The 22,886-nt window shown below is 70.3% G+C and carries 17 protein-coding genes and 2 pseudogenes; 5 read left to right on the forward strand and 14 right to left on the reverse strand.

The window, feature by feature from the left end; translation table 11 throughout:
* The first annotated feature begins 70 nt into the window (after positions 1–70).
* Both ACZ69M_RS09995 and ACZ69M_RS10000 read left to right on the forward strand, forming a co-directional pair.
* The gene (locus ACZ69M_RS09995) at positions 71–1,984 is read left to right on the forward strand and encodes a hypothetical protein (RefSeq protein WP_470048315.1); all 1,914 of its coding nucleotides are present in this window, start codon (positions 71–73) and stop codon (positions 1,982–1,984) included.
* A 65-nt stretch (positions 1,985–2,049) separates the two neighbouring features.
* Positions 2,050–2,748 (forward strand): hypothetical protein, encoded by a 699-nt coding sequence (locus ACZ69M_RS10000; protein WP_470048317.1) that lies wholly within the window; start codon positions 2,050–2,052, stop codon positions 2,746–2,748.
* Positions 2,749–2,816: 68 nt separating this feature from the next.
* On the opposite strand, the gene ACZ69M_RS10005 is transcribed toward ACZ69M_RS10000, so the two are convergent.
* From ACZ69M_RS10005 to ACZ69M_RS10020, 4 genes are all read right to left on the reverse strand, one after another.
* Complete coding sequence (locus ACZ69M_RS10005) at positions 2,817–3,545, reverse strand: class I SAM-dependent methyltransferase (RefSeq protein WP_470048319.1); 729 nt, start codon at positions 3,543–3,545, stop codon at positions 2,817–2,819.
* 141 nt (positions 3,546–3,686) lie between these two features.
* Positions 3,687–6,140, reverse strand: coding sequence for an ATP-binding SpoIIE family protein phosphatase (locus ACZ69M_RS10010; RefSeq protein WP_470048321.1), 2,454 nt, complete (start codon positions 6,138–6,140; stop codon positions 3,687–3,689).
* 195 nt (positions 6,141–6,335) lie between these two features.
* Positions 6,336–8,726, reverse strand: a complete 2,391-nt coding sequence (locus ACZ69M_RS10015) for an MFS transporter (protein ID WP_470048323.1) — start codon at positions 8,724–8,726, stop codon at positions 6,336–6,338.
* 184 nt (positions 8,727–8,910) lie between these two features.
* Complete coding sequence (locus tag ACZ69M_RS10020) at positions 8,911–9,354, reverse strand: SRPBCC family protein (RefSeq protein WP_470048325.1); 444 nt, start codon at positions 9,352–9,354, stop codon at positions 8,911–8,913.
* 149 nt (positions 9,355–9,503) lie between these two features.
* Between ACZ69M_RS10020 and ACZ69M_RS10025 the strand changes: the two are divergent.
* Positions 9,504–9,734: pseudogene (locus ACZ69M_RS10025) on the forward strand (Rv2578c family radical SAM protein); the annotation flags it as partial.
* 35 nt (positions 9,735–9,769) lie between these two features.
* Positions 9,770–9,976, forward strand: coding sequence for a hypothetical protein (locus ACZ69M_RS10030; protein ID WP_470048327.1), 207 nt, complete (start codon positions 9,770–9,772; stop codon positions 9,974–9,976).
* Positions 9,977–10,319: 343 nt separating this feature from the next.
* Here ACZ69M_RS10030 and ACZ69M_RS10035 read toward each other — a convergent pair.
* Positions 10,320–11,474, reverse strand: a pseudogene (locus tag ACZ69M_RS10035) (NF041680 family putative transposase); the annotation flags it as partial.
* Between the two features lie 1,300 nt (positions 11,475–12,774).
* Here ACZ69M_RS10035 and ACZ69M_RS10040 point away from each other — a divergent pair.
* Positions 12,775–13,707 carry a helix-turn-helix domain-containing protein gene (locus ACZ69M_RS10040; protein WP_470048329.1) on the forward strand — a complete coding sequence of 311 codons (933 nt, stop codon included), beginning with the start codon at positions 12,775–12,777 and terminating at the stop codon, positions 13,705–13,707.
* Between the two features lie 208 nt (positions 13,708–13,915).
* Here the strand turns inward: ACZ69M_RS10040 and ccrA are convergent, their stop codons facing one another.
* The 9 genes from ccrA to ACZ69M_RS10085 form a co-directional block, all read right to left on the reverse strand.
* Positions 13,916–15,271 carry a crotonyl-CoA carboxylase/reductase gene (gene ccrA, locus ACZ69M_RS10045; RefSeq protein ID WP_470048330.1) on the reverse strand — a complete coding sequence of 452 codons (1,356 nt, stop codon included), beginning with the start codon at positions 15,269–15,271 and terminating at the stop codon, positions 13,916–13,918.
* Positions 15,225–15,995: a 4'-phosphopantetheinyl transferase family protein gene (locus tag ACZ69M_RS10050; protein WP_470048332.1), complete on the reverse strand. Its 771-nt coding sequence runs from the start codon at positions 15,993–15,995 to the stop codon at positions 15,225–15,227. Before ACZ69M_RS10050 ends, ccrA begins: the two co-directional genes overlap by 47 nt.
* Positions 15,992–16,840, reverse strand: coding sequence for a metallophosphoesterase family protein (locus tag ACZ69M_RS10055; protein ID WP_470048334.1), 849 nt, complete (start codon positions 16,838–16,840; stop codon positions 15,992–15,994). Before ACZ69M_RS10055 ends, ACZ69M_RS10050 begins: the two co-directional genes overlap by 4 nt.
* Before the next feature lie 11 nt (positions 16,841–16,851).
* Entirely contained in the window at positions 16,852–17,625 is a 774-nt protein-coding gene (locus ACZ69M_RS10060; protein ID WP_470048336.1) for a thioesterase II family protein, read from the reverse strand.
* 117 nt (positions 17,626–17,742) lie between these two features.
* Positions 17,743–19,593 (reverse strand): asparagine synthase (glutamine-hydrolyzing), encoded by a 1,851-nt coding sequence (gene asnB, locus ACZ69M_RS10065; RefSeq protein WP_470048338.1) that lies wholly within the window; start codon positions 19,591–19,593, stop codon positions 17,743–17,745.
* Between the two features lie 12 nt (positions 19,594–19,605).
* Positions 19,606–19,860 carry an acyl carrier protein gene (locus ACZ69M_RS10070; protein WP_470048340.1) on the reverse strand — a complete coding sequence of 85 codons (255 nt, stop codon included), beginning with the start codon at positions 19,858–19,860 and terminating at the stop codon, positions 19,606–19,608.
* 55 nt (positions 19,861–19,915) lie between these two features.
* Positions 19,916–20,938, reverse strand: a complete 1,023-nt coding sequence (locus ACZ69M_RS10075) for a 3-oxoacyl-ACP synthase III family protein (protein ID WP_470048342.1) — start codon at positions 20,936–20,938, stop codon at positions 19,916–19,918.
* Positions 20,939–20,969: 31 nt separating this feature from the next.
* Complete coding sequence (locus ACZ69M_RS10080; protein ID WP_470048344.1) at positions 20,970–21,686, reverse strand: SDR family NAD(P)-dependent oxidoreductase; 717 nt, start codon at positions 21,684–21,686, stop codon at positions 20,970–20,972.
* Positions 21,683–22,885 carry an ACP S-malonyltransferase gene (locus ACZ69M_RS10085; RefSeq protein WP_470048401.1) on the reverse strand — a complete coding sequence of 401 codons (1,203 nt, stop codon included), beginning with the start codon at positions 22,883–22,885 and terminating at the stop codon, positions 21,683–21,685. Before ACZ69M_RS10085 ends, ACZ69M_RS10080 begins: the two co-directional genes overlap by 4 nt.
* Position 22,886: the final 1 nt, after the last annotated feature.

Consider the following 22,886-nt stretch of genomic DNA (forward strand, 5'->3'; position numbering starts at 1 on the left):
GCACAACGGCTGTTCGGCGGACCGCGCCCGGGGGCGGGCGCGGTCCGCCCTTGGGGGGGAAGGACCAGAAATGACGGCACTGGGGGACGGGCCCGCGTTGCTGTACGACACCGGGTCGCCGGTGCCGGGGCCGGGGGGAATCCCGGTCACCTACGAGCAGTTCGCCACGGGAAGCCTGCCGGTTGTCGGCGCCGGCGTCGAGGCGCTGCCGGTGCCTCGGCTGAGCTCCGGGCTCAAACTGCACGGGGAGTACCAGGGTTCGGGCTTCACCGAGCCGAAGTACATCGCGCGCCGCGGAGACGGCCAGGTCGTGCAGCTGTCACGGCTGCTGTACCTGGTCGCCTCCGCGATCGACGGCGTGAACGACATCGAGACCATCTCGCACCGGGTCAGCGCCCGCTACGGCCGCGAGCTCAGCGCCGACAACGTGCGATTCCTGGTCGAGGAGAAACTCGACCCGCTCGGCGTCACCGTGCCGGAGGGCAAGGAGGAGGACGAGGTCTCGGCGCCGCGCTCCGACCTGCTCCTCGCTCTCAAGGGGCACCGGATCATCTTCAACGAGCGCAGGTCGGGCCGGATCGCCCGCTCGCTGGCCTGGCTGCACCGCCCCACGGTGGTCGTGCTGATGCTGGCGGCGGCCGTGGCCATGGACGTCTGGCTGTTCGGCTTCTTCGGCGCGGTGGAACCCGTGCTGCAGGTCCTCGACCAGCCGGTCCTGATGCTCGTCGTGTTCGCGCTCACCGTGGCCTCGCTGGTCTTCCACGAGTTCGGCCACGCCTCGGCGTGCAGATACGGGGGCGCACGGCCGGGCTGCATCGGCTGCGGGCTCTTCCTCATCTGGCCGTCCATGTACACCGACGTGACGGACATCTACCGGATCGGCCGGGCCGGACGGCTCCGTACCGACCTGGGCGGGGTGTACTTCAACGTCGTCTTCATGCTCGGGATGGCGGGCGCGTACTTCGCCACCGGGCAGCAGTTCTTCCTGGCCACGGTCTATCTCGGGCACTTCGAGATCCTGGAGCAGCTGATGCCGGCCGTCCGGCTGGACGGCTACTACATCCTGGGTGACCTCGCCGGCGTCCCGGACCTCTACGGCAAGATCAAACCGATTCTGCTCAGCACGGTGCCGGGCCGGCGCGGCAAGGCGGCGCGCGCCGAGGTCGTCGGGCTCAAGAAGTCGTCCCGGACCATCATCACCACCTGGGTCCTCACCATGGTGCCGCTGCTGATCGGCGAGCTCGGGTACGCGCTGTGGAACCTGCCGCGGATCGTCGCGACGATGGTCCGCTCGCTCACCGACCAGGTCGTGGGCACCGGGGACGCCTTCGCGGGCGGCCAGATCGCCGCGGCCCTGATGGGCGTGATCGGCTGCTTCATGCTGCTGTGCCCGATGGCCGGCGTGGTCTATCTGTCGCTCAAGATGGGCGGCCGGGTCTTCCGCGCCGCGAAGCGGTCGACGGCGGACAAGCCCCGGCTGCGGGTGGCACTGTGCGCGCTGGCACTGCTGGGCCTCGGCTCGCTGAGCTACGCGTGGGTGTCCGGTGTGACACCCGAGCCACTGCCGAAGCGTCCGCCGATCGCGCCGATCCTCCAGCCCGGCGTGTCCACGGCCGAGCCGCCCGCCCGGCCCGCGACCGCGCCCCGGCCGCACACGTCACCGTCCGACACCTCGGCGGCTCTGCCGTCCGGCGTCGCGTCCCCCGGCTCCACGGCCACCACCGCGCCGAGCGCGTCGGCCTCGCCCAGCGCGGACGCCTCCGCCTCCACGTCACCCGGCGCCTCCCCGTCCACGAAGCCGACCACACCGGGCGGCGGTCCGGGCACGACGGGTTCCGTCTCGGCCGGTCCGTCCGCGGGTCCGTCCGAGCCCACCGGCCCATCGCCGTCCGTCTCGTCGTCCGCACCGGCGCCCTCGACGGATCCGCCGACGCCGACCGAATCCGTCAGCGCGACCGGCGCACCGAGCCCGGCCACCCCGTGACCGCCCTCGGCGATCACCGGCCCGGTGGCCGTCGTCCCGCCGAACCACGACCGCAGGAGACCCATGTGAGTATCCATCCCAACACGCACCGCAAGCCTCGCCCGGCAGGCCGGGGCCTCTCCCAACGAGCCATGCGCATAGGCCTGTTCGCGGCCGGCGCGGCCGGTATCGCCGCGGCCGTCCCGGCCCAGGCCGCCACCGCGTCGGCGGGCTCGGTCGCCCGCCACGCCGTCGCCGAGGACCACACCTTCAGTCACGCCGACCGGGCGCATCCGACCCAGGTCAAGGACTCCTTCACCGTGCGGCAGCTCGGCACGGCGAAGGCGGTGGGTGTGCGCAACCAGGCGGGCGCGGTCTCCGTCGGCTGCTCGGTCGACGCGCACTGCCGGTCGGTCGCACTGTCCTTCCAGATCGTCACGCTGGCGGGCCAGAACACCCACCTGAACGCGGTGAACCTCAGCGACGCGACCAACGAGCACTGCGACGGCTGCCAAACCCTCGCCGGTGCCTACCAGTTCGTGGTGTCCACCGCCCGTCCGTTCACCCTGGACGCCACCGCGCAGCGCAAGCTCGCCGACATCCATCGCAGGCTGGACGACCTGACCCGGTCCAAGATCCCGGCGGCCGACCTCAAGACGCAGGCCGACTCGCTGGCCGCGGAGGTCACCGACGTCCTGCACGACGCGGTGGCAGGCGCACCGAAGGCCCCGGACGCGCCCGCCGTCGCGGTCCACCGTCACCTGGACGGCTGGCCCGGCCACTGACCCAACGGCCACCATGAAGGGGTACGGCGTCACCGACCGGCAGGTGACGCCGTACCCGTGCGTGCGGCTCAGCCGGCCGTGCGTCCTGCCACCAGCCACTTCGACGGCAGCTCGATCCGCGCACCCTCGGGCGTGAACTCGGTGGTCACAAGGGGGAGTTCCCCGCTCGCGAGGACGGTGAGCCCCGCCGCGCCAAGGTAGTCGGGGACCGCGTCGTCGGACACCTCCCCGGGCGCGATGCCGTGCCGGAAGATGGGGGCCAGTTTGGGCGGCGGTCCGTCGGAGCTCCGGGCCAGTCCCATCAGGACCGGCCGGGCGGCTTCGGAGAGTTCGACGAGAAAGACCCGGCCGCGCTCCCCCACCAGGGTGGCGAGGGCGTCCACCAGCGGCTGGCGGTCGTCCGGCTCGCACTGGTGGAGCACGCCCCGCATATAGACGTTGGCGTCGCCCAGCTCCGCGTGCAGGGTCTGCGCCTCGGTCTTCTCGGCCGCGTCGAGCAGCCGGTACGTCGCCTGGCCCGCCGGATCGGCGAGGCGGGCGTGCTCGAGAGCGGCGGCCGAGAGCTCGGCGCCGACCACATGGCGGAAGCGGTCGGCCAGGAAGCGGGTCTGGGTGCCGTTGCCGCAGCCCAGGTCCACGACCGGCAGATCGTGAGCCGACAGGTACGGCTCGAAGAGGGCGAGGTGGACACCCGCGGTCAGTGCGGGGTCGGCGTCCCAGAAGACGGCTCCCTGCTCGTCGGGGGCCTCGCGCCAGAAGCCCTCCCAGGCCTCCCTGTACCGATGTGTCACGCTCATGCCCACTCCCCAGGTCGCCACCGCGGCCCGCCGACGATGACGGGCGGGATCGGTCTATCGCGCCGGGCGTGCGTCGACAAGCCTGCGGCGCATTCCTGCACGGTTCATTGCGATCCGTGTACGCCGGTACGCGCCCCCGGGTCAGCGCCTCGGCAGGGTCAGCTCGAACCACACGGTCTTGCCGGCGCTGGTACGGCTCGTGCCCCACTCGCGGGCCAGCGTGCTGACGATACGCAGACCGCGGCCGAACTCGTCGCCGGGGCTCGCGCTGAGCAGCGTCGGCAGGGTGTGGTCGTCGTCGGCCACCTCGCACAGCAGAGTGTCGCCGCGCACGAGCCGCAGTTCGATCCGGCGGCTGTGCGCGTGCCGTACGGCGTTGGTCACCAGCTCGCTGACCATCGACTCGGCCGGGTCGGCCAGCCGGGCCAGGCCCCACTCGTGGAGCTGTTCGCGGACCACGGCGCGGGCCCGGCGGGCCTCGACCGGGTCGAGCGAGAGCCGCCACTCGGCGACGTCCTCCGGTTCGATGCCGTTGAGCCGGGCCATCAGCAAGGCCACGTCGTCCTTGCGGCCGCCACGGGTGTTGAGGGAGCGGATGATCGTGTCGCAGGCGTCGTCCATGGACGCGGCCGGGTGGGCGGCGGACTCGCAGAGCGTGGCGAGGCCGACGCCGATGTCCTCGCCACGCACCTCGACCAGGCCGTCGGTGCACATCACGAGCCGGTCGCCGGGTGCCACCGGCACGCGTACCGACTCGAAGGGCACGCCGCCGACCCCGATGGGCGCGCCGGTCGGCAGGTCGAGCAGTTCGCTGTGGCCGTCCTCGGCCCGGACCAGGACGGGCGGGATGTGGCCCGCGTTGGCGATCTCCAGCTCGCCGGCGATAGGGTCGTAGACCGCGTACAGACAGGTCGCGAGGTAGTGCTCGCCGAGCCGCTGGGCCAGATCGTCGAGGCTGCGCAGGAGTTGGGCGGGCGGCAGGTCGAGCGCCGCCATGGTCTGCACCGCCGTACGCAACTGGCCCATCATCGCGGCCGAGTTGAGGCCGTGGCCCATCACGTCGCCGACGACGAGGGCGGTGCGGGAGCCGGGCAGTTTCACCGAGTCGAACCAGTCGCCGCCGACGCGTCCCAGCAGGGTGCCGGGCAGATAGCGGGTGGCGATGTCACAGCCGGCCATGCGGGGCGCGATGTGCGGCAGCATGCTGTCCTGGAGGGTCTCGGCGACGCTCTCCTGGTAGGTGTACATGCGCGCGTTGTCGAGGACGAGGCCCGCGCGGGCCGCGAGTTCGGCGCCGGTGGCCCGGTCCATGTCGTTGAACTCGACGCGCTCCGGGTGGCGCAGCAGGATCATGAACCCGAGGACCACGTTGCGGGCCTTCAGGGGCACGACCAGCATGGAGCGGTGGGTGATCAGCGGCCTGATGTCGCGCTTCTCGAACTGCGCGGCGATCATGTGCCCCATCTGCTCGCTGATGCGCGGCACGAGGACGGTTTCACCGGTGGTCATGCACTGGAAGAACGGTGTGTGCGCGGGGAACGGCATGGCCTCGCCGACCGGCACGACGTCGTCCCAGCGGCCCGGCTCGTCGGTGTGTTCGAGGGCGACGCGGTGCCACATGGTGGTCGTGTCGGGCACACCGTCGGGGAAGCCCTCACCGGCGACGACCTGTTCGCGCAGATAGGTGCCCGCCACGTCCGTGAAGCGTGGTACCACGGCCCGGCTGACCTCGAGGATCGTCTGCGCGAGGTCGAGCGAGGTACCTATGCGCCCGCTGACCTCGTTGAGGAACTCCAGGCGTTCGCGGACGGCGACGTACTCGAGGTCCTCGACCTCCTCGTCCTGGAGTTCCTGCGGCAGGAGCTCGCCGGTGGCCGCCGCGCGCGCCGCCCGCTCACGGCGCGCCTTGCGTTCGGCGCGCCGGGGCACGCCCCAGTCGGGAGTCACCGGCACCCGGTCGTTCTGGCTGAACTCCAGGACGGGGTAGCCCAGTTCGAGGACCTGGGAGACGATGCGGGCGCCCTCGCCCACGCTCATGCTGGGCAGGATCTCGGGCAGTCCCCGGGCCAGTTCCTCGGCGCCGGGGAAGTCGGTGTGCAGCGCGAAGCCGGGCGCGATGCGCTCGACGGCCACCTCGTCGTCCTCGTGGCGAAGCGCGTCCGCGTCGGCGGCGAGCACCAGCAGCCGCTCCGGCCCGGGGCCGACCAGCGGGTACGCCCACCACAGGACGTCCACGCGGTCCCGCTCGGGCACGGTGAGCCGGGCGCGTCCGGCGGCCGGGTAGGAGAACCGTCCGCCGAGGGAGGACTCCAGGCCGGGGCCGAGTCCGTCGTACGCCGCGTACGCCCCGTAGGGCGCGATCTCGTCCTCGGGGAGCGCGCCGGAGACGGGGAGCAGGTCGACGGCGGGGCGGCCCACCGCTTCCTCCTTGGGCACACCGAACTGGCGCCGGGCGCCCTTGCTCCAGTGGGACACCAGTCCGTCGCGATCGACGACGACCACAGCCAGCGGGATACGCCCGGCGTCGGTGTGCTCCACCACGCCGTTCCCAGCCCAGGGGCCAGGAAGCGAACCCGTCTCGGTGCCATGGTCCATGGCTCAGGCCCTCTTTTCCCGAGTCCGCAAGATCTGTGCCGCCACGACCCACGGTACGACCACGGCCGGTCGCGATGTGTGGCATTACGCGAATTGCGCCCGGGGGCGCCTTCGGCGCCCCGCGAGGGGCGCGGGGAACGGCGCGACCAGCCACGGACGACCCGCGGCCGACGGACTCGGCCGGTCCTCGCCCTCCTAGTCCTCGTGCCCCAACTGCAGATCCCGCTCGGTCCTGCCACCCCCGGCCACCTGGAGCACCGTGGCCACCGGCGGGTACCCGGCCGCGATGACGGTGTACTCGCCGGAGGACAGGTCGACGAACCGGAACGCCCCGTCCGCACCGGTGGTGAGGGTGTCCACCACGTTCCCCGCGGCGTCCAGGAGCGTCACCCGCGCGTCCTCGACGGGCCGGCCGCCGCCCGCCCGCACGGTGCCGCGCAGCACGGCGCCGCCCGCGAGTTCGACGTCCTGGCGGGTCTCGCGCGAGGCCTGCACGCTGACGGGCAGGGCGGCCGGGCGGAACGCGGGCGCGCTGGCGGCGAGGGTGTACTCGCCCGCCACCAGCTCCGTGATGACATAGCCGCCTTCGCGCCCGCTGCGGGTGGTGGCCACGACTTCCCCGTGGACGTTGGTGAGCGTGACGGTGGCGTCGCGCACGGGGCTGCCGTCCGCGGTCAGCACGCTCCCGGCGAGGCGTCCCGCGCCGCCGAGGACGACGTCCAGTTCCACGGGGCGCTCGCCGATGGTCACCGAGACGGCCTGCGGCTGGTGGCCGCCGGCCGCGGCGATCAGGACGTACGACCCCGATCCGGGCGTGGACAGCGCGTACCGGCCGTCCTCGCCGCTGGCGCCCCGTCCGATCTGCTGTCCTGCGATGTCGATGAGGGTGAGCGCGGCGCGCGGCACGACGGTCCCGTCGGGGTGCTGCACGGTGCCGCAGACGGGGATCCCGGCGGTGTGGGACGAACGGGCCTGCGGGATCGGGGCGTTCATCCGTGGGGCTTCCGGGTCGGCGATGGGGGCGTTGTGGGACACCAGCGGTTTCTCCTTGAGGAAGCAGGCGATGAGCAGGCCCAGGACGAGCACCGGGACGAGATAGAGGAAGATCCGCGGCATGGCGTCCGCGTAGGCGCGGACGTAGGCGTCGCGCAGGGCCCCGGGCAGGGAGTGGACGAGCTGCGGGGTGATGGACTCGGGGTCGGGCAGGCCGGTGCCCGCGCGCCGGGGCAGGCGGTCGGCGAGCGCGTCCGAGAGCCGGTGGGCGAACAGCGTGCCGAAGATGGCGGCGCCGACGCTGCCGCCGATCTGCCGGAAATAGTTGTTGGCGCTGGTCGCGGAGCCGAGGTCGGCGGGGCGCACGGAGTTCTGCACGGCGAGGACCAGGACCGGCATCACCATGCCGATGCCCGCGCCGAGGACGGCCATCCAGATGCTGTACTGCAGTCGGGGCGTGTCGACTTCGAGGCGGGACAGGAGCCACATGCCGAGGGCCGACAGGGCGCTGCCGAGGACCGGATAGATCTTGTAGCGGCCGGTGCGGCTGATGAGCTGTCCGCAGACGACGGAGGCGCCGACGATGCCGCCCATCATGGGGAGCATCAGGAGTCCGGACTCGGTGGCGCTGGCCCCGTCGACCATCTGCAGGAAGGTCGGCAGATAGCTGGCCGCTCCGAAGAGGGCGACGCCGATGACGAGCCCCACCAGGGCGGTGATGTTGAAGACGCCGTCCTTGAACAGCCTCGGCGGGATGAGGGGTTCGGTGGCGAAGCGCTCGGCGGCGAAGAAGAGGACGGTCGCGAGGAGCGCGCCCGCGCCGAGCCCCATGATGACCCGTGAGCCCCAGGCGTACTCGGTGCCGCCCCAACTGGTCAGCAGGACCAGGCAGGTCGACGCGGCGGCCAGCAGCAGCACACCGAGTACGTCGACGCGTCCGCGCGCGGGGGGCCTGGGCAGTTTCAGCACGACGGTGACGACGGCCAGGGTGAGCAGGCCGAAGGGCACGTTGATGTAGAAGCACCAGCGCCAGGAGAGGTGGTCGGTGAAATAGCCGCCCAGGAGGGGCCCGGCGACCGAGGCGAGGCCGAAGGCGGCGCCGATCAGGCCCATGAAGCGGCCGCGCTCGCGAGGCGGCACGATGTCCGCGATGATCGCCTGCACGCCGATCATGAGGCCGCCTGCGCCGACGCCCTGGATCGCGCGGAAGGCGATCAGCTGGTCCATGCTCTGGGCGCGTCCCGAGCACGCCGAACCGGCCACGAAGACGACGATCGCGAACTGGAAGACGCCCTTGCGGCCGAAGAGGTCGCCGAGCTTGCCGTAGACGGGGAGTCCGACGGTGGAGGTGAGCAGATAGGCGGTGATCGCACAGGACATCCTGCCCAGGCCGTGCAGCTCACCGACGATCTTCGGGAGCGCGGTGGCCACGATCATCTGGTCGAGGGCGGCGAGCAGCAGCGCGAGCATGAGCCCGAAGAAGACCAGCCGTACCTGGCGCGGGTTCAGCCGGGCGGTCCCGGGGGCCGGTGGAGGGGAGTGCCGCGGCGGCGCGGCAGCCGGTTCGTCCTGCACCAGAGTGATCCCGCCCACGTACCGCTCCCCTCGTCGCGCCCACCGCACAATTCCCGCTTATCGCGACAACTGTGAGCAAGCGCGACGAGTTACGGCGTACCGCCGCGTCGCGAGGAGATCCACTCGAACCGGTGAGAGTGACAACGCGCCCCGGAAAGTTGCCTCTTGGGCCGTGCGGCCGTCAAAGAGGCGTAGGTCCGGGCTACTTCTGCGTCTCGGTGGCGAGCTTGTCGAGCACCAGGTCGTAGATCCTGCCGAGACCCTTGGGCGCGAAGGTCTTCTCGAAGAAGCCGCCGATGCCGCCCGCACCGTCCCAGACGGTGGTGACGACGACGCGGGACTTGCCCTCGCCGGCCGGGGTGACCCGCCAGGTGGTGACCATGGAGGAGTTGCGGTCCTTCTCGACGAGCTCGCCGTCGGTGGGCTCGGTGACCTCGAGCAGGCAGTCGCGCACGCGCTTGCTGGTGGCCTGGAGCGTCCAGTGGACGAGGGTGCCCTCGCCGTCGCCGCCCTCGCGCACCTCGTACTCGCTGAAGTGCTCGGGCAGCAGTTTCGCGCGCGTGCCGCTGTAGTCGGCCAGGGCGTCGAACACCGCCTCCGCGTCCGCCGCGATGACCCGCTCCGTCGTGGCCTCGACCTGCGCCATTGCACTTCCTCCAGCACTTGGTGACTCGGGGTGTGCGGCAAGCCAACCACCCGGCGGCCCGACGCCCCAAATCGGGGCCCCGAAATTGCGGTCGCACGATCAAGGGAACATGTGTTCTATTCTGTGGCCAGTGCTATCGAGGAGGCGTCATGCGCTGGGACAACCTCACAGCGGACCCCGCCGGGGACCGCGCCCGGGACGCCGCGCTGTTCGGCGCGGACGCGGTGACCACCCGTACGTTCGACACCCCGGAGTTCCGTGGCATCACCTTCCACGAGATCCGGGCCCGCTCGATCGTGAACCGGGTACCGGGGGCCTCGCGCATGCCCTTCGAGTGGACGGTCACCCCCTACCGGGGCTGCACACACGCGTGCTTGTACTTCACTGCCTGACCCTATTGAGCCCAGGAGGGCCGATGCTCAGCACTCCGAACGCGGACAACGCCTGGAAAGGCATGACGAGGTCCTTCCCGACCCCGGAGGCGCCAGGCCAGTATGCCGCCCCCAGCAAGGCGGAGAGGGCGGCCTACGCCGTGCTGCTGCACGGACCGGCCGCGCGCTCAGGCGGCCCCGACGCCAGTCAGTGGCTGCTGCTGCGCGACCGCACAGCGAAGCGCCTGTAACCGACGCACCAGCAGCAGCCACACTTCAGGAACGCGTCAGTCGCCCAGGACACCTCTGCATGCGATGCGCTGGCCGAATGAAGCCTGTGATCCGGCCGTCGTCGGACCGCCCAACGAGCCGAACGCTACGTCGCCCATCGTCTCCGAGGTAGAGCCGGGTGATCGTCACAGCGCTGGCGACCTCGGGGTGTCTGCGCAGGCGGCCTTGGTACGCCGCCGGGAGGACGGGCGGGCATGGGCAGGGCCACCCGCCCGAGCGCGACGAACAGCATGGTCTTGCCGACCCCGGGCGGTGAGCGCAAGTGACTGGTGATACCTCGCGCATCGGTATCCGTGCGCTGTGCAGCTGCCGGGCAAGGCGGAGTTGGGTGTGGGCGGCGATGATCAGCCACGTCCACAGGTCGGCCGTGTGCGGATCGCGGACCTTGGGGACGGTCCAGCCCAGGGTCTGTTTGAACAGCCGGAAGGTATGTTCAAGATCGAACCTGCGGAGGAACGCCTGCCAGCGCACATCGACGTCCTGGCCGGTCATCCCGGTGCGCGAGGACCACAGCCATACCGGCTTCGGGTCGCGGTCACCGGGCAGGTGCTCGACCTTCAGCCGGATCAACGTGCCGTGGACCAAGGGGAGTTCGCCACAGTGGTCGAGCCAGGGGCCACGGGCCTGCAATCGGGGGTGCATCCGGTCCCAGGCGAGGGCTTCGGCCGTGCCGTAGCGAGTGGTGTCGCACGGCGTGGCTTGATCAGGGGTGTGCCATGTTTCGGGTTTGGCGAAGGTGAGGACGCCGCCGTGCTTGCGGGGCTGTCCGCCGCGCGGGGTGGAGCGGCGTGGGCCGGCATCCCGGAGCATGACACGGTCCGAGCGCAGCCGGCCGACCAGCTCGACGGGCAGGTCGGCCAGGACATAGGCGAGGCGGGCGACGTCGTAGCCGGTGTCCATGACGACTAGGATGTCCGCGTCGCCCGGCCGCCACTGCCCGGCGTGCACCAGCCGGGTGACCACCTCGCGCAGCTGGCTGGCGGTCACCACGGTGGCATCGTCGCACGGCCCCAGCCGGATCGCGTCCAGCACGGCCGTCCAGGACGTGCGTCCCGTCTCCAGCGCGGCGATGAAGGAGTAGGGCCGGCCGGGGATGAACTGATCCGCGCTGCGGCCCCGCCCGTAGACGTGGCAGAACAGCAACTCCGGGCTGGTGGGGGCGTCGGGACGCAGCCAGTTGCTCACGTCCACCGCGAGCACGATCCGCCCGTCGGCGGCACGCGGCAGCGGCGTGGAGGCCGGCAGCCTGCGCAAGCGGCGCGGCTCCAGCCAGCCGTGGTTGACCGCATCGTACATCGCCCCGTGCCCACGCCGGTGCTCAGCCGTGAGCGTCAGCTCGACCAGCGAGGTCACCGGGCCGTCCGAGCACAGCACCGCGTCGGTGAGCTCGAAGAGCGCATCCGCCCGGGTGTAGAGGCAGTCGTAGAACTGGACACGAAAGTGGGACAGGACACCCAACGCGGCATCAGCGGACCGTTCAACGGCGAGACTCTTCACCAGCGGCCGTTCCTTCACGCGACGTTGCTCGACACCTCGAAGCGTGAAGAACGGCCGCCCTGCTGTCCCGGGAACAAACCAAGATCAGCAGGTCGGGTGACCGGCGAGGTTAAAGATCAAGCTCAGCGAGGCCGACACAATCGACAAGATCACGCCGGTGATCCAGCAGGGGCGGTACCTGCCTGTCGACCACGCCCGGAAAGCGCTGACGTCCGGCCACCTCGTCGTCCCCACGCTTGACGAAGCATTCCCCGCCAGGAATTGACCCCCACCGGCCTGACGTCGGGATAGTCCGCGGTGACCGTCTGCCCCGGACTTGCTCGGAAGGAGGCGAGGGGCCAAGCGAGTCGAGACGATGCGGGAGGCTCAGCCCACTCTTGATAGCGGGTCGTCGAGGTTGTTCGGCATTGACGCCCAGCACGATCACATTGAGCTCAGGTCAACGAGCGCGGCCGGGGTCGGCTCGTGCACGTTTGCGAGCTCGCCGGGGGCTTGGCGTCCCGTCCATCAGGGGTGGCCGTCACGGCGTGGTGCACGGCTCCTTCGGCTGCGGCGCCTCCGCCTCGCGGAGCACGTGGTAGACGTGGGTGAGCAGTTTGCGAGCCACCCCGACGGTGGCGATCTTCCGGCGGCTCGAAGCCGCAGCCCTGGAGCGGCTCGATCAGCCAGCCCCAGCCGAACACGACCTCGCACGCCACCGGCGGGCCCACGGGCAGATCCCCGATCGCTCCCAGCACCGCCTCGCGCCCCTTGAGCACATTCCGGTTCACCGCCGTCCGACCGCTCCCGTCCCGCACGGCGATCTGCGACCGGCAGCGATGCACATCAATCCCGACGTAAGCCTACATCTCGGGCCTCCTGACCCCGGACTCGGCTCCCCCTCACGGATAGAGTGCTCCGAACGCACCGGAAGGGGAAGCCCCAGCCCTCATAGGGCCAGGTCAGCACGGCCCATCCCGGCGGTCGATGCTCGTGGACTGTGCGTTGCGTGCGGAGTGTGTCACGGCCCGCCGGTAACCGTGAGCGTCTGCACGGGACCGACCCCCGGCGGCAAGCGACGGCTTCCTGTCTCGGTACAAGACTTCCGTGCCGCGCGGTTCGCCGGTGGGCGGTCGGGGGTCGGCGGTCGGCGGTCGGCGGTCGGCGGTCGGCTGTGAATGACCCAGGACGGGTCTGGGGAACCGGGTGATCGACGGGCTCGGTCCGGACGGTTCAAAGTAGCCTTGACTCTCCAGTGGCTGGAGACATCAGGGTAGGAGACATGGACGGCGCGACTCTCTACTCAATCGGGGAACTCTCCCGGCGCACCGGTTTGTCAGTAAGGACAATCCGGTTCTACTCCGATGCGAAGGTGGTTGCGCCGACCAGTCGCACTCCCGCCGGATACCGGCTGTACGACCTCGACGCACTGCTTCGTCTGGAACTCGTTCGCGCGTTACGTGAGTTGGGGATCGACCTCACCACGGTCCAACGGGTGCTGAACTGCGAACTCTCGATGGCGGAAGTCGCCTCGGCGCATGCCGATGCCATAGACGTCCAGATCCAAATGTTGCAACTGCGTCGGAGTGTCCTGCGAGCTGCGGCCAGATTCGGATCCAGTCCCAAGGAGACCAAGCTCATGCACAAGCTCACGCAATTGTCCCGCGAGGAGCGCCGACGCCTGATCGACGATTTCATCGATGGCACCTTCGGCACGGAGAGCGCCGACCCGAGTGCGGTGGCCATGGTTCGCGCTGCCACCCCTGATCTTCCGGAGGATCCGTCCACCGACCAGGTCGCCGCCTGGTTGGAGCTCGCCGAGCTGCTCGGTGACGAGGACTTCCGGACCCGTATGCACCGGACGGCCAGCTACCAGGCCAATCAGCACACGCTCAGCATCGAGACCGAAGTCGGCGACGAACTGATGGAGTTCACCCGTCAGAAGCTCGCCGAGGTCAGGGAGTCTGGCATCGACCCGCTCAGCGACGAGGCCACGCCCATCATCGACGACCTCGTGCAGCGATTCGCCGAGGTGTTCACACGCGCCCCTGACGCGGAATTTCGGGACTGGATGGCCCAGCAGTTCGAAGTGGCCTATGACCCCCGCGTGGATGAGTACTGGCGGCTGGTGTGGATCGTCAACGACTGGCAGGTGGTACCGGGCCTGATCCCCGTGTACACCTGGCTCATCCAGGCCTTGCGAAGGGATCGCTGAGCGTCTCCACCGCGACGGCGGCCGTACTCGCCCGCGCCTGGATCCACCGTGCAGAAGTCGGTGAATAGATGTGGGTGTGGTCCGTCTCCAGAGACGGACCACACCCAGGGAAATGTCGTTGCGAGGTGGCGCACAGTTTCGGTGCCGCAACCCTTCGGGCGTCAGGCCCCTTCGCACATGGTCCGTGGCTGTGCGGCGGGGCCTTCACTCAGTCTCTCGGCTCCTCGGCAGGCTTCCGGAAACGGTTGATGGCGTCGAGGTGCTGTGTGCGCAGTTCCTCGTCGCGTACTCCCAGGCCCTCCCGGGGGGCGAGGCCGAGCACTCCGACCTTGCCCTGGTGCAGGTTTCTATGGACGTCATAGGCCGCTTGTCCGGTCTCCTCCAGGGAGTAGGTCCTGGAGAGTGTGGGATGGATCTTGCCCTTCATGACAAGGCGGTTGGCCTCCCAGGCCTCACGATAGTTGGCGAAGTGTGAGCCGACTATCCGCTTGAGTGACATCCATAGGTACCGGTTGTCGTATTCATGGGTGTAGCCCGACGTGGAGGCACAGGTCACGATGGTGCCGCCCTTTCGGGCGACATAGACGCTGGCCCCGAAGGTCTCACGACCCGGGTGCTCGAAGACGATGTCCACGTCCTCGCCTCCGGTCAGATCGCGAATCCGTTTACCGAAGCGCTTCCACTCCCGCGGGTCCTGGGTGTGCTCGTCCTTCCAGAACTTGTAACCCTCGACGTTGCGGTCGATAACCGCCTCGGCCCCCATGTCACGGCAAATCTCGGCCTTCTCCGAACTGGAGACCACACACACCGGGACGGCACCGCCGGCCAGCGCGAGTTGGGTCGCGTACGATCCTAGGCCACCGCTCGCGCCCCAGATCAGCACGTTGTCGCCCTGCTTCATGCCGGCGCCGTTGCGGGAGACCAACTGGCGGTAGGCGGTGGAGTTGACCAGGCCCTGGGAGGCGGCCTCCTCCCAGGTCAGGTGCCTGGCCTTGGGCATCAGCTGGTTGGACTTGACCAGCGCGATCTCGGCGAGCCCGCCGAAGTTGGTCTCGAAGCCCCAGATGCGCTGCTGAGGGTCGAGCATCGTGTCGTTGTGCCCGTCCGACGACTCCAGCTCGACCGACAGACAGTGCGCGACGACCTCATCGCCCGGCTGCCACGCGTTCACACCCGGGCCGGTGCGCAACACCACGCCCGCGAGATCCGAGCCGAGGACGTGATACGGCAGGTCGTGGCGTCGGCCCTGCGGCTGCTGCTTTCCGTAGCGCTCCAGGAAGCCGAAGGTGGGCAGCGGTTCGAAGATCGAGCTCCACACGGTGTTGTAGTTGATCGAACTGGCCATCACCGCAACCAGTGCTTCGCCGGGTCCCAGCTCGGGAACCGGCACCTCGTCCAGGTGGAGGGATTTGCGCGGGTCCTTGTCCGCGGAATTCATACCCTCGAAGATCTCGGCCTCGTCCTTGCGGACGACTGTCGCCCGATAGCTTTCGGGGATCGGCAGGCTGCGAATGTCATCAGCGGTCGCTTCCCCCGAGAGGATGGCACTGACTATGTCCTTCACGTGTTCTCCTCAGATGAGCTGAGCTACGGACATTCATCGGGACAGAAACCCCGCTCAGGGCGGGCAGGACGATCGAGGTGCAGAGCAGTCCGTCTTGAACGCTCCAGCGTCCGGGCAGCCAGCGACCCGTGGGCCATGGACCTTCGACGAGGAGCTCGGCCCGGAAGCCACCCGACGTGTTCGTGCGGCTGCCGCCCGGAACATCCCAAGTGATCGACGCATCCTCGAAGGAAAGGAACCGGCCGGTCAGCGGAAACCACGCCTTGTAGACGGACTCCTTCGCACTGAACAGCAGCCTGTCCCAACACACGCCTGCGTTCGCGCGCCGAAGCGCGCGAATGGCCACTGCCTCCTGCGGGAGGGCGATGGCCTCCAGGACTCCGTCCGGCAAGGGTTCGTTCGGCTCGGCATCGATGCCAATGGTCAAGGCCTCACCCGAGCGGGCCACCGCCGCGGCGCGGTAGCCAGCGCAGTGAGTCATGCTGCCTACAACGCCCACCGGCCACTGCGGCGCACCCCGCGGCCCCGGCAGGATCGGTACGGACGGAACGCCCAGGTGGGCCAGCGCCTTGCGCGCGCAGGCGCGTGTCGTGGTGAACTCCCGTCGACGACTGTCGACCGACAGCGCGATGTGACGTTCCTCATCCGGGTGGAGCGGCTCATCCATCAGGTCGGTGCGGGACTCCGCGTAGTGGACGCCGGCCGGGAGCAGGTCGCCTATCATCCGCGCGCCTGTTCCGGAAGTACCGGGCGCAGCAGCGTCCTCGGCAGACCCCTCCTGCGCCACTCGCGGGGATATCCGAGTGAGACCTCCATGAAGGGCACACCGTCATAGCTGGTGGCGCGCGGGATGTGCAGGTGTCCGTACACCGCAGCCACGGTACGGAACCTGCGATGCCAGTCGGCGGTCAGCTCGGTACCGCACCACTGGGCGAACTCGGGGAAGTACAGCACCGAGGTGGGCTCCCGTACGAGGGGGAAGTGATTCACCAGGACCAAGGGGCTTTCCGGATCACATGCGGCGAGCCGCTTCTCGGTGGCCCGGACGCGGGCGTGGCACCAGGCCTCGCGGCTCGGGAAAGGATCCGGGTGCAACAGGAACTCGTCGCTGCAGACCACTCCGGCGTCATAGGCGCGGGCGAGCGCCTGTTCCTGGCTGAGCCCGGGCGCCCGGAAACTGTAGTCGTACAGCAGGAACAGCGGAGCCACCGTCACCGGGCCGCCGGCTCCGTGCCAGACTGGATAGGGGTCTTCTGGTGTGTGCACTCCCAAAGTCCGGCAGAGTTCGACCACATGGTCGTAGCGGGCTTGCCCGCGCAGCTGGACCGGGTCCGCTGGGTGGGTCCACAACTCGTGGTTCCCCGGCGCCCACACCACACCGGCGAAACGGCCGCTCAGCTGGGTCAGGGCCCACTCGATGTCCGTGGTCAGCTCACCGACGTCGCCAGCGACGATCAGCCAGTCGCCCTCGGATTCCGGCTTCAGTTCCTCGACGATACGCCGGTTCTCGGCGTGAGAGACATGCAGGTCACTCACCGCGAGCAGTCGGCCGGGCCGTGGGTCGTTCATGGGTCTCACGCCTAGGCTTCCGTGCGCGGAGCGATCCTGCGCAGGTACTCCGCGATCTGGGCGTTGACGGCACGCTGCTGCGGCGCCAGGTAGAAGTGGCCGCCCGGGTGCACCAGGAGCTCGAACGCGCCGCTGGTCTCCTCTGCCCAGCTCCGCGCTTCGTCGATCGTCACCCTGGGATCGGCGTCACCGGTCATCGCGACGACGGGGCAGCTCAACCGCGGCCCCGGGCCACGCTGATAGGTCTCCACGAGCCGGTAGTCGGCGCGGATCGCCGGCATGATCATTTGCAGCATCTCCTCGTCGTCCAGCAGAGCGACGTCGGTGCCGTTGAGTTTCTTGACCTCCTCCAACAGACCCGCGTCGTCGCGCTGGTGGACGGATTCGTTGCGCACCCGGGACGGGCCCCTGCGTCCGGAAGCGAAGAGCACGGCAAGTGGGCGCCCGGCGGCTTCCAGACGGCGGGCAAGCTCGAAGCCGACGACAGCGCCCATGCTGTGCCCGAACAGGGCGAGGGGGGTGTCGTCCTGGGGGTCCAGCACGCTGAACAGCTCGTCCGCGAGGGCCTCGACGGACTCGCAAGGAGGATCCAGCCGCCGGTCCTGGCGGCCGGGATACTGCACCGCGAGGACTTCCACCTCTGGCGCCAGCGCTGCCGATACGGGGAAGTAGAAGCTCGCGGAGCCCCCCGCGTGCGGCAGACAGACAAGGCGCGGTGCGCCGGGCGACGGCGGATGGAAGTTCCGCATCCATAGCTTGTGTTCCGCGCTGGATCGGTTCGCCATCAATTCCCCTTATGTAATACGTACAGTCGGATCAAACGGTACGGAGGGCGGGACGGTGTCCCGCCCTCCGTACCTTGCGTGCCGACCGCCCTCGGGTCGGTCGGCACGCAAGGTGGCTCAGACGTCCACGGTCACGTCATAGGAGGTCAGCCATCGGTTGAGCCACAGAACCATCTCCAGGCCGCCGCGATCATGCGGGAGGCTGACGTCCTCCAGTTCGCGGTTCAAGACCCGAGTGACCCTGGTGGTGTTCAGCAAGGGCCGCACGGGGGAGTCCGGGTCGGCCAGCACCTCGCGCAGCTCGGCGCGGAGGGCCTGCTCGTACCGGGTGTCCTGGGTGGCCGGAAACGGCGTCTTGGTGCGCTCCAGGATGGAGTTCGGCAGCACGTCGCGGGTGGCGGCGCGCAGCAGGCTCTTCTCCCTGCCGTCGAAGGACTTCATCGCCCACGGCACGTTGAACACGTAGTCCATCAGGCGGTGGTCGCAGAACGGGACGCGGACCTCCAGGCCGACGGCCATGCTCATACGGTCCTTGCGGTCGAGCACAGCCTGCATGAACCGGGTGATGTTGAGGTAGGTGACCTCGCGCATCCGCCGGTCGACGGCATTCTCGCCGGGCAGCACCGGCACCTCGGCGACGGCGTCGGCGTAGCGGTCCTGGCGGTAGCCCGCGAGGTCCAGCTTCTCCAGCAGGCCCTGGTCGATCAGCGAGCTGCCGCCGAATATGCGCGCCGAGCCCGGGGTGAGCCACGGGAACGTCGGCGCGTTGACCGCTTCCTCCCGCTGATACCACCGGTAGCCGCCGAACAACTCGTCGGCGGACTCGCCAGACAGGACCACGGTCGCCCGCTGTCGTATCTCCCGGCACAGCAGGTACAGCGACGGCCACAGGTCGCCCCAGTACGCGGGCGGCAGGTCGGTGGCGCCGAGGATCGCCGCCCGTACGGCCGGGTCGGCCAGCTCCGCACTGTTGAGGAGCACCTCACGGTGGTCGGTGCCCACCTGGGCGACGAAGTCGCGCACGTACGGCGCGTCGGCCGTGCCGCGCACCGCGTCGGGCTCAAACTGGTCAGCCGCGCCCTGGAAGTCAACCGAGTACGACCTCAACGGGCCACGGCCCTCGGCGGCGAGCGCGCGTTGGGCCAGCGCGGTGATCGCTGACGAGTCCAGGCCGCCGGAGAGCAGCGTGGCGACCGGGACGTCCGCGATGAGCTGGCGGGACACGATGTCCTCCAGCAGGCCGCGGACGGTGCCGATGGTGGTGTCGAGGTCGTCGGTGTGCTCGCGAGCGGTGAGCTGCCAGTACCGCGTCTTGGTCACGCCGCCCTCGGTCACCCGCAATATCTGGCCGGGCCGGACCTCGGAGAGGCCGGAGAACGGGGTGATCTCCGGGGTTTTGACCATGTCGAGGATCTCGGCGAGGCCCTGGGCATCGACACGGCGCGGCACGGCGCGGTTGGCCAGCACGGCCTTGGGCTCCGAGCCGAACAGCACACCGTTCGGCGTGCGCGCGTAGTACAGCGGCTTGACACCGATCGGGTCGCGCACCAGCAGCAATTCGCGGGTGGCCGCGTCCCACAACCCGATGGCGAACATGCCGTTGAGCCGGGCGGCGAAGCCCGCGCCCCACTGCAGGTAAGCGGTGAGCACGACCTCGGTGTCGCTGCGGGTGCGGAACTCGTGCCCCAGCGCCGCCAGTTCCTGGCGGAGCTCCTGGTAGTTGTAGATCTCACCGCAGAACGTCAGCACGGCCAGCGTCTGGCCTTCGCGCTCGGCGACCATGGGCTGCGTACCGCCCGCAGGGTCGATGATGGAGAGCCTGCGGTGGCCGAACGCGGCTGGCCCGTCGATCCAGACTCCCTCCGCGTCGGGGCCGCGGCAGCCCATGGTGTCGGTCATCGCCTGCACGACCGGGCGGTGCCGGGCGAGGTCCTCGCCGTGCGCCACCCATCCGGTTATCCCGCACATCGCCGTTCCTCCTCAAACGCCGGTGAGGGCGGTGTTGACGCGGTCGAGCAGTTGGCGGGGGGTCCTCGCCTCGCTGACCACGTTCTCTCCGAGCTCGATGCCGTGCTTGCGCTCGATCCGCCGCACGGCGTTGAGCGTGGTCAGCGAGTCGAAGCCGAGCGCGGCGAACGTCAGGTCCGACGGGTCGCCTTCCGGCTCGACCGGGTCCTGGTCGCCGATGCTGCGGTTGAACACGTCGATCAGGTCCTGGATGGTCAGTTCCGCCATAGCGCTTTCCTCTTTTGGTGTCGGTTGCCAAGTCGTCGGTTGCTGGGTCACGGGGTCAGACGGCGAGCAGCGTGCAGTACCAGTGCATGCCGATGGAGATGCCCGCGAGGGCGACCACGTCGCCCTCGGCGAGCTCACCGCGCTCCAGATAGGTGTCGAGGCAGATGAGCTGGTCGGCACCGCCGCAGTGGCCGAGGTCGGCGCCGAGCGCGGCGTTGGTGCGCTCCAGCGGTATGCCGATGGCCTTGGCGATGTCGGCGAGGCTGTCCTGGTTGTCGTTGAGGAACAGGAACTTCGCCACCTGGTCGGTGTCCACGCCCGCGCGGTCGCAGGCGCGCTCGTAGACCGTGCGCACCCGGCTGTTGAGGGTACGGACAAACCGCGCCAGGTCCTCGGGCTCACGGCGGAAGTGCTGGTACACAAGCGCGAGCGGGTCGACGTCGAGGTTGCCGGTGCCTTCGGGCGCGAAGGGCGCGGCGGCGCCGCCGTACTCGACGCGGTAGAAGTTGTTGTACGTCGGATCGGTGATCTGTTCGGTGGCCAGCCACCGCCCCCTGCCGTGGCCTCTGCGCAGCACGGCTGCCGCGGCTCCGTCACTGGAAAGCAGCGTGTTGCTGCGCATGCGGTTGGTGTGCGCCTCGCTCGCCTGGTTCACGGCGACGAGCAGCACGGTGTCGACGTCGTCGCGGGTGGCGAACACGCCGGCGATGTGCTGGAAGGCGGTGACGCCGGACGCGCAGCCCTGGGTGAGCAGCAGCGTGGGCGACGCGGTGGCGCCGATCTCGGAAGCGAGCGCCGTGGAGGCGTCCCACAGCAGGTAGTCGGGGACGCTGCTGTCCGCGACCACGACGAGGTCAAGGTCCCTCGGGTCGACGCCCGCCTTGGCGAGCGCCTTCGTGGCGGCGCGGGCGGCGAGCGCGGTGGGCGTGGTGCCCTCGGGCGACCGGTGGTAGGTGCGGTAGCCCCAGAGCAGCACCCGGTCGGGGTCGTCGACGTAGTCGGCCGCGGTGGCGGTGACGTCCCTCGGGTCGCCGAGGGCGTGCGCGAGGCCGAAGATCCCGAAGTCGGCGGGAGGCATGGTCGGTCGGTACTCCTTCATCGTGGGCGGCTCAGCGGGGGAACACGCCGTCGGCGACCCAGCCGCCGTCGAAACGCAGGGTGGAGGCGGTCATGTACGCGAATCGGTCGCCGGTGAGGTCGAGGACGAGGTCGGCGACCTCGCCGGGCGTGGCGAGCCTGCCCAGCGGGGTGCGGGCGACGATGGCGGCCTCGTCGAGGTTGCCGTTCTCGAAGCCCTTCTCCACCAGCGGCGTACGCACATAGGCGGGGCTGACGGCCAGGACGCGCACCCCGTGCTCGGCCCACTCCACGCCGAGCACCTCGGTGAGCATCACAACGCCCGCCTTGGAGGCGCAGTAGGCGGCGCGGCCCGGAACGGCGCGGTGCGCCATGACGGAGGCGACGTTCACCACGAGTCCGCCGCGCGCGGCCAGCGCGGGGAACAGGGCCTGGGCACAGTAGAACGTGCCGCTGAGGTTGACTCCGAGGACGCGCTCCCAGGTCTCCGGCCGCAGCTCGGCCGACGGCGCGATGGCGCCCACGCCCGCGCTGTTGACGAGCAGGTCGGCCTCGGGCACCGCCTCGGCGGCGGCGTGCACGGCCTCGGCGTCGCGGACGTCCACCGTGTGCCAGTCGATGCCGGAGTCGGCGCCAGGCCTGCGGTCCCAGCCGGTGACCGCCCAGCCCGCCCGGAGCAGCCGCCCGGCGACGGCCGCGCCGATCCCGCTGGCCACACCCGTCACGACTGCTCGACGTTGCTCGCTCACACCTGCCCCTTCCAGTTCCGGTAGACCTCGTCGATGGACGCACTGACGGTGGCCATGGCCGCCTCGTAGGCGGCGGCCACGGTGTCGCCGCCGGGCGCGGCCAGGCCGAGCGCGCCCAGGTCGGGGGCGCGGCCCTCCGCCCAGAGCGCGGCTGCGGCCCAGCGCAGCTGGTCGAGTTGCGGCCGGGTCGTGGACCCGGCGCTGACCACCGCGTGGGGGTGGTCGGCGAGCGTGGCCGCGACGAAGCGGGGGAGGCTTCCACAGCCGACTTGGACGAACACGCGGGCGCCGTCGTCGTAGAGGCGCTCCACCACCGAGCGGAAGAGGACGGGTTCGAGCAGGTGCCGTTCCAGCAGCGCCCGTAACAGCTCCTCGTCGTCCGGGTAAGGTCGGACCGTGGTCGCGGACCAGACGCGCACGGCGGGCCGCTCCAGCGGTATCCGGTCGAACACGGCGGCGAAGCCGGGCAGGTACGGGGCCAGCATCGGCGTGTGGAACCCCGACCGGAACGGCAGCATCCGGCGCGGGACCGCCGGGTCGGCGATCTGGTCCAGGCAGCGCGCCACGGCGTCCTCGTCTCCGCAGAGCACGCTCTGGTCGGGCGCGTTGTCGTGGGAGAGCACGACGCGGGCCTCGCCCTCGGCCAGCCGGGCGGCCGCTTCGGCGGGCAGGCCGACGGCGGCGAAGACCACGTCCGGCACGGGCGAGGTGCCCATGTCGCGGGCCAGCGCCTCGAAGGCCGACGCGGGGAACGTGCCCGCGGCGAACAGGGCGCTCCACTCTCCCGCGCTGTGGCCCGCCACGGCGTCGGGGGCGATCCCGACGCGGCGCAGCGCGGTGTCGAGGACCCGGTTCAACCGCAGCGCCGCCTGGGTCCGAGCGCCGAGGGTGTCGTCGCTGGCCCCTGGTTCGGCGGGCAGGCCCAACCAGCCTCTGACGTCGTCGGGGGCCGGACCGGTGCGGGCGTCCAGGCCCGGGAAGAGGAACACGACGCCGCCCGCGAGCCCGGGGCCCGGGGTGAACCACAGGTCGTTGCCGCCGCGCCAGGGCTCACCGCGTGCGACGAGCAGGGCGGCTTGTTCCACGCGCTCGGGCGTGGGGTCGAACACGGCGACCCGGCAGGGCCCGGTGCCGACGGGGCGGCGCGAGCGCAGCGCGTCGAGCAGCTCGGCGGGCGTGCGCCCGGCGGCGAGGAGCACG

It is taken from the genome of Streptomyces sp. NPDC107454 (assembly GCF_055582885.1).

Coding starts and splice junctions, on each gene's coding strand:
- ACZ69M_RS09995 (WP_470048315.1), top strand. CDS start 71: ATGACGGCACTGGGGGACGGGCCCGCGTTGCTGTACGACACCGGGTCG.
- ACZ69M_RS10005 (WP_470048319.1), bottom strand. CDS start 3,545: ATGAGCGTGACACATCGGTACAGGGAGGCCTGGGAGGGCTTCTGGCGC.
- ACZ69M_RS10010 (WP_470048321.1), bottom strand. CDS start 6,140: ATGGACCATGGCACCGAGACGGGTTCGCTTCCTGGCCCCTGGGCTGGG.
- ACZ69M_RS10020 (WP_470048325.1), bottom strand. CDS start 9,354: ATGGCGCAGGTCGAGGCCACGACGGAGCGGGTCATCGCGGCGGACGCG.
- ACZ69M_RS10030 (WP_470048327.1), top strand. CDS start 9,770: ATGCTCAGCACTCCGAACGCGGACAACGCCTGGAAAGGCATGACGAGG.
- ACZ69M_RS10040 (WP_470048329.1), top strand. CDS start 12,775: ATGGACGGCGCGACTCTCTACTCAATCGGGGAACTCTCCCGGCGCACC.
- ACZ69M_RS10050 (WP_470048332.1), bottom strand. CDS start 15,995: ATGATAGGCGACCTGCTCCCGGCCGGCGTCCACTACGCGGAGTCCCGC.
- ACZ69M_RS10055 (WP_470048334.1), bottom strand. CDS start 16,840: ATGAACGACCCACGGCCCGGCCGACTGCTCGCGGTGAGTGACCTGCAT.
- ACZ69M_RS10060 (WP_470048336.1), bottom strand. CDS start 17,625: ATGGCGAACCGATCCAGCGCGGAACACAAGCTATGGATGCGGAACTTC.
- asnB (WP_470048338.1), bottom strand. CDS start 19,593: ATGTGCGGGATAACCGGATGGGTGGCGCACGGCGAGGACCTCGCCCGG.
- ACZ69M_RS10070 (WP_470048340.1), bottom strand. CDS start 19,860: ATGGCGGAACTGACCATCCAGGACCTGATCGACGTGTTCAACCGCAGC.
- ACZ69M_RS10075 (WP_470048342.1), bottom strand. CDS start 20,938: ATGCCTCCCGCCGACTTCGGGATCTTCGGCCTCGCGCACGCCCTCGGC.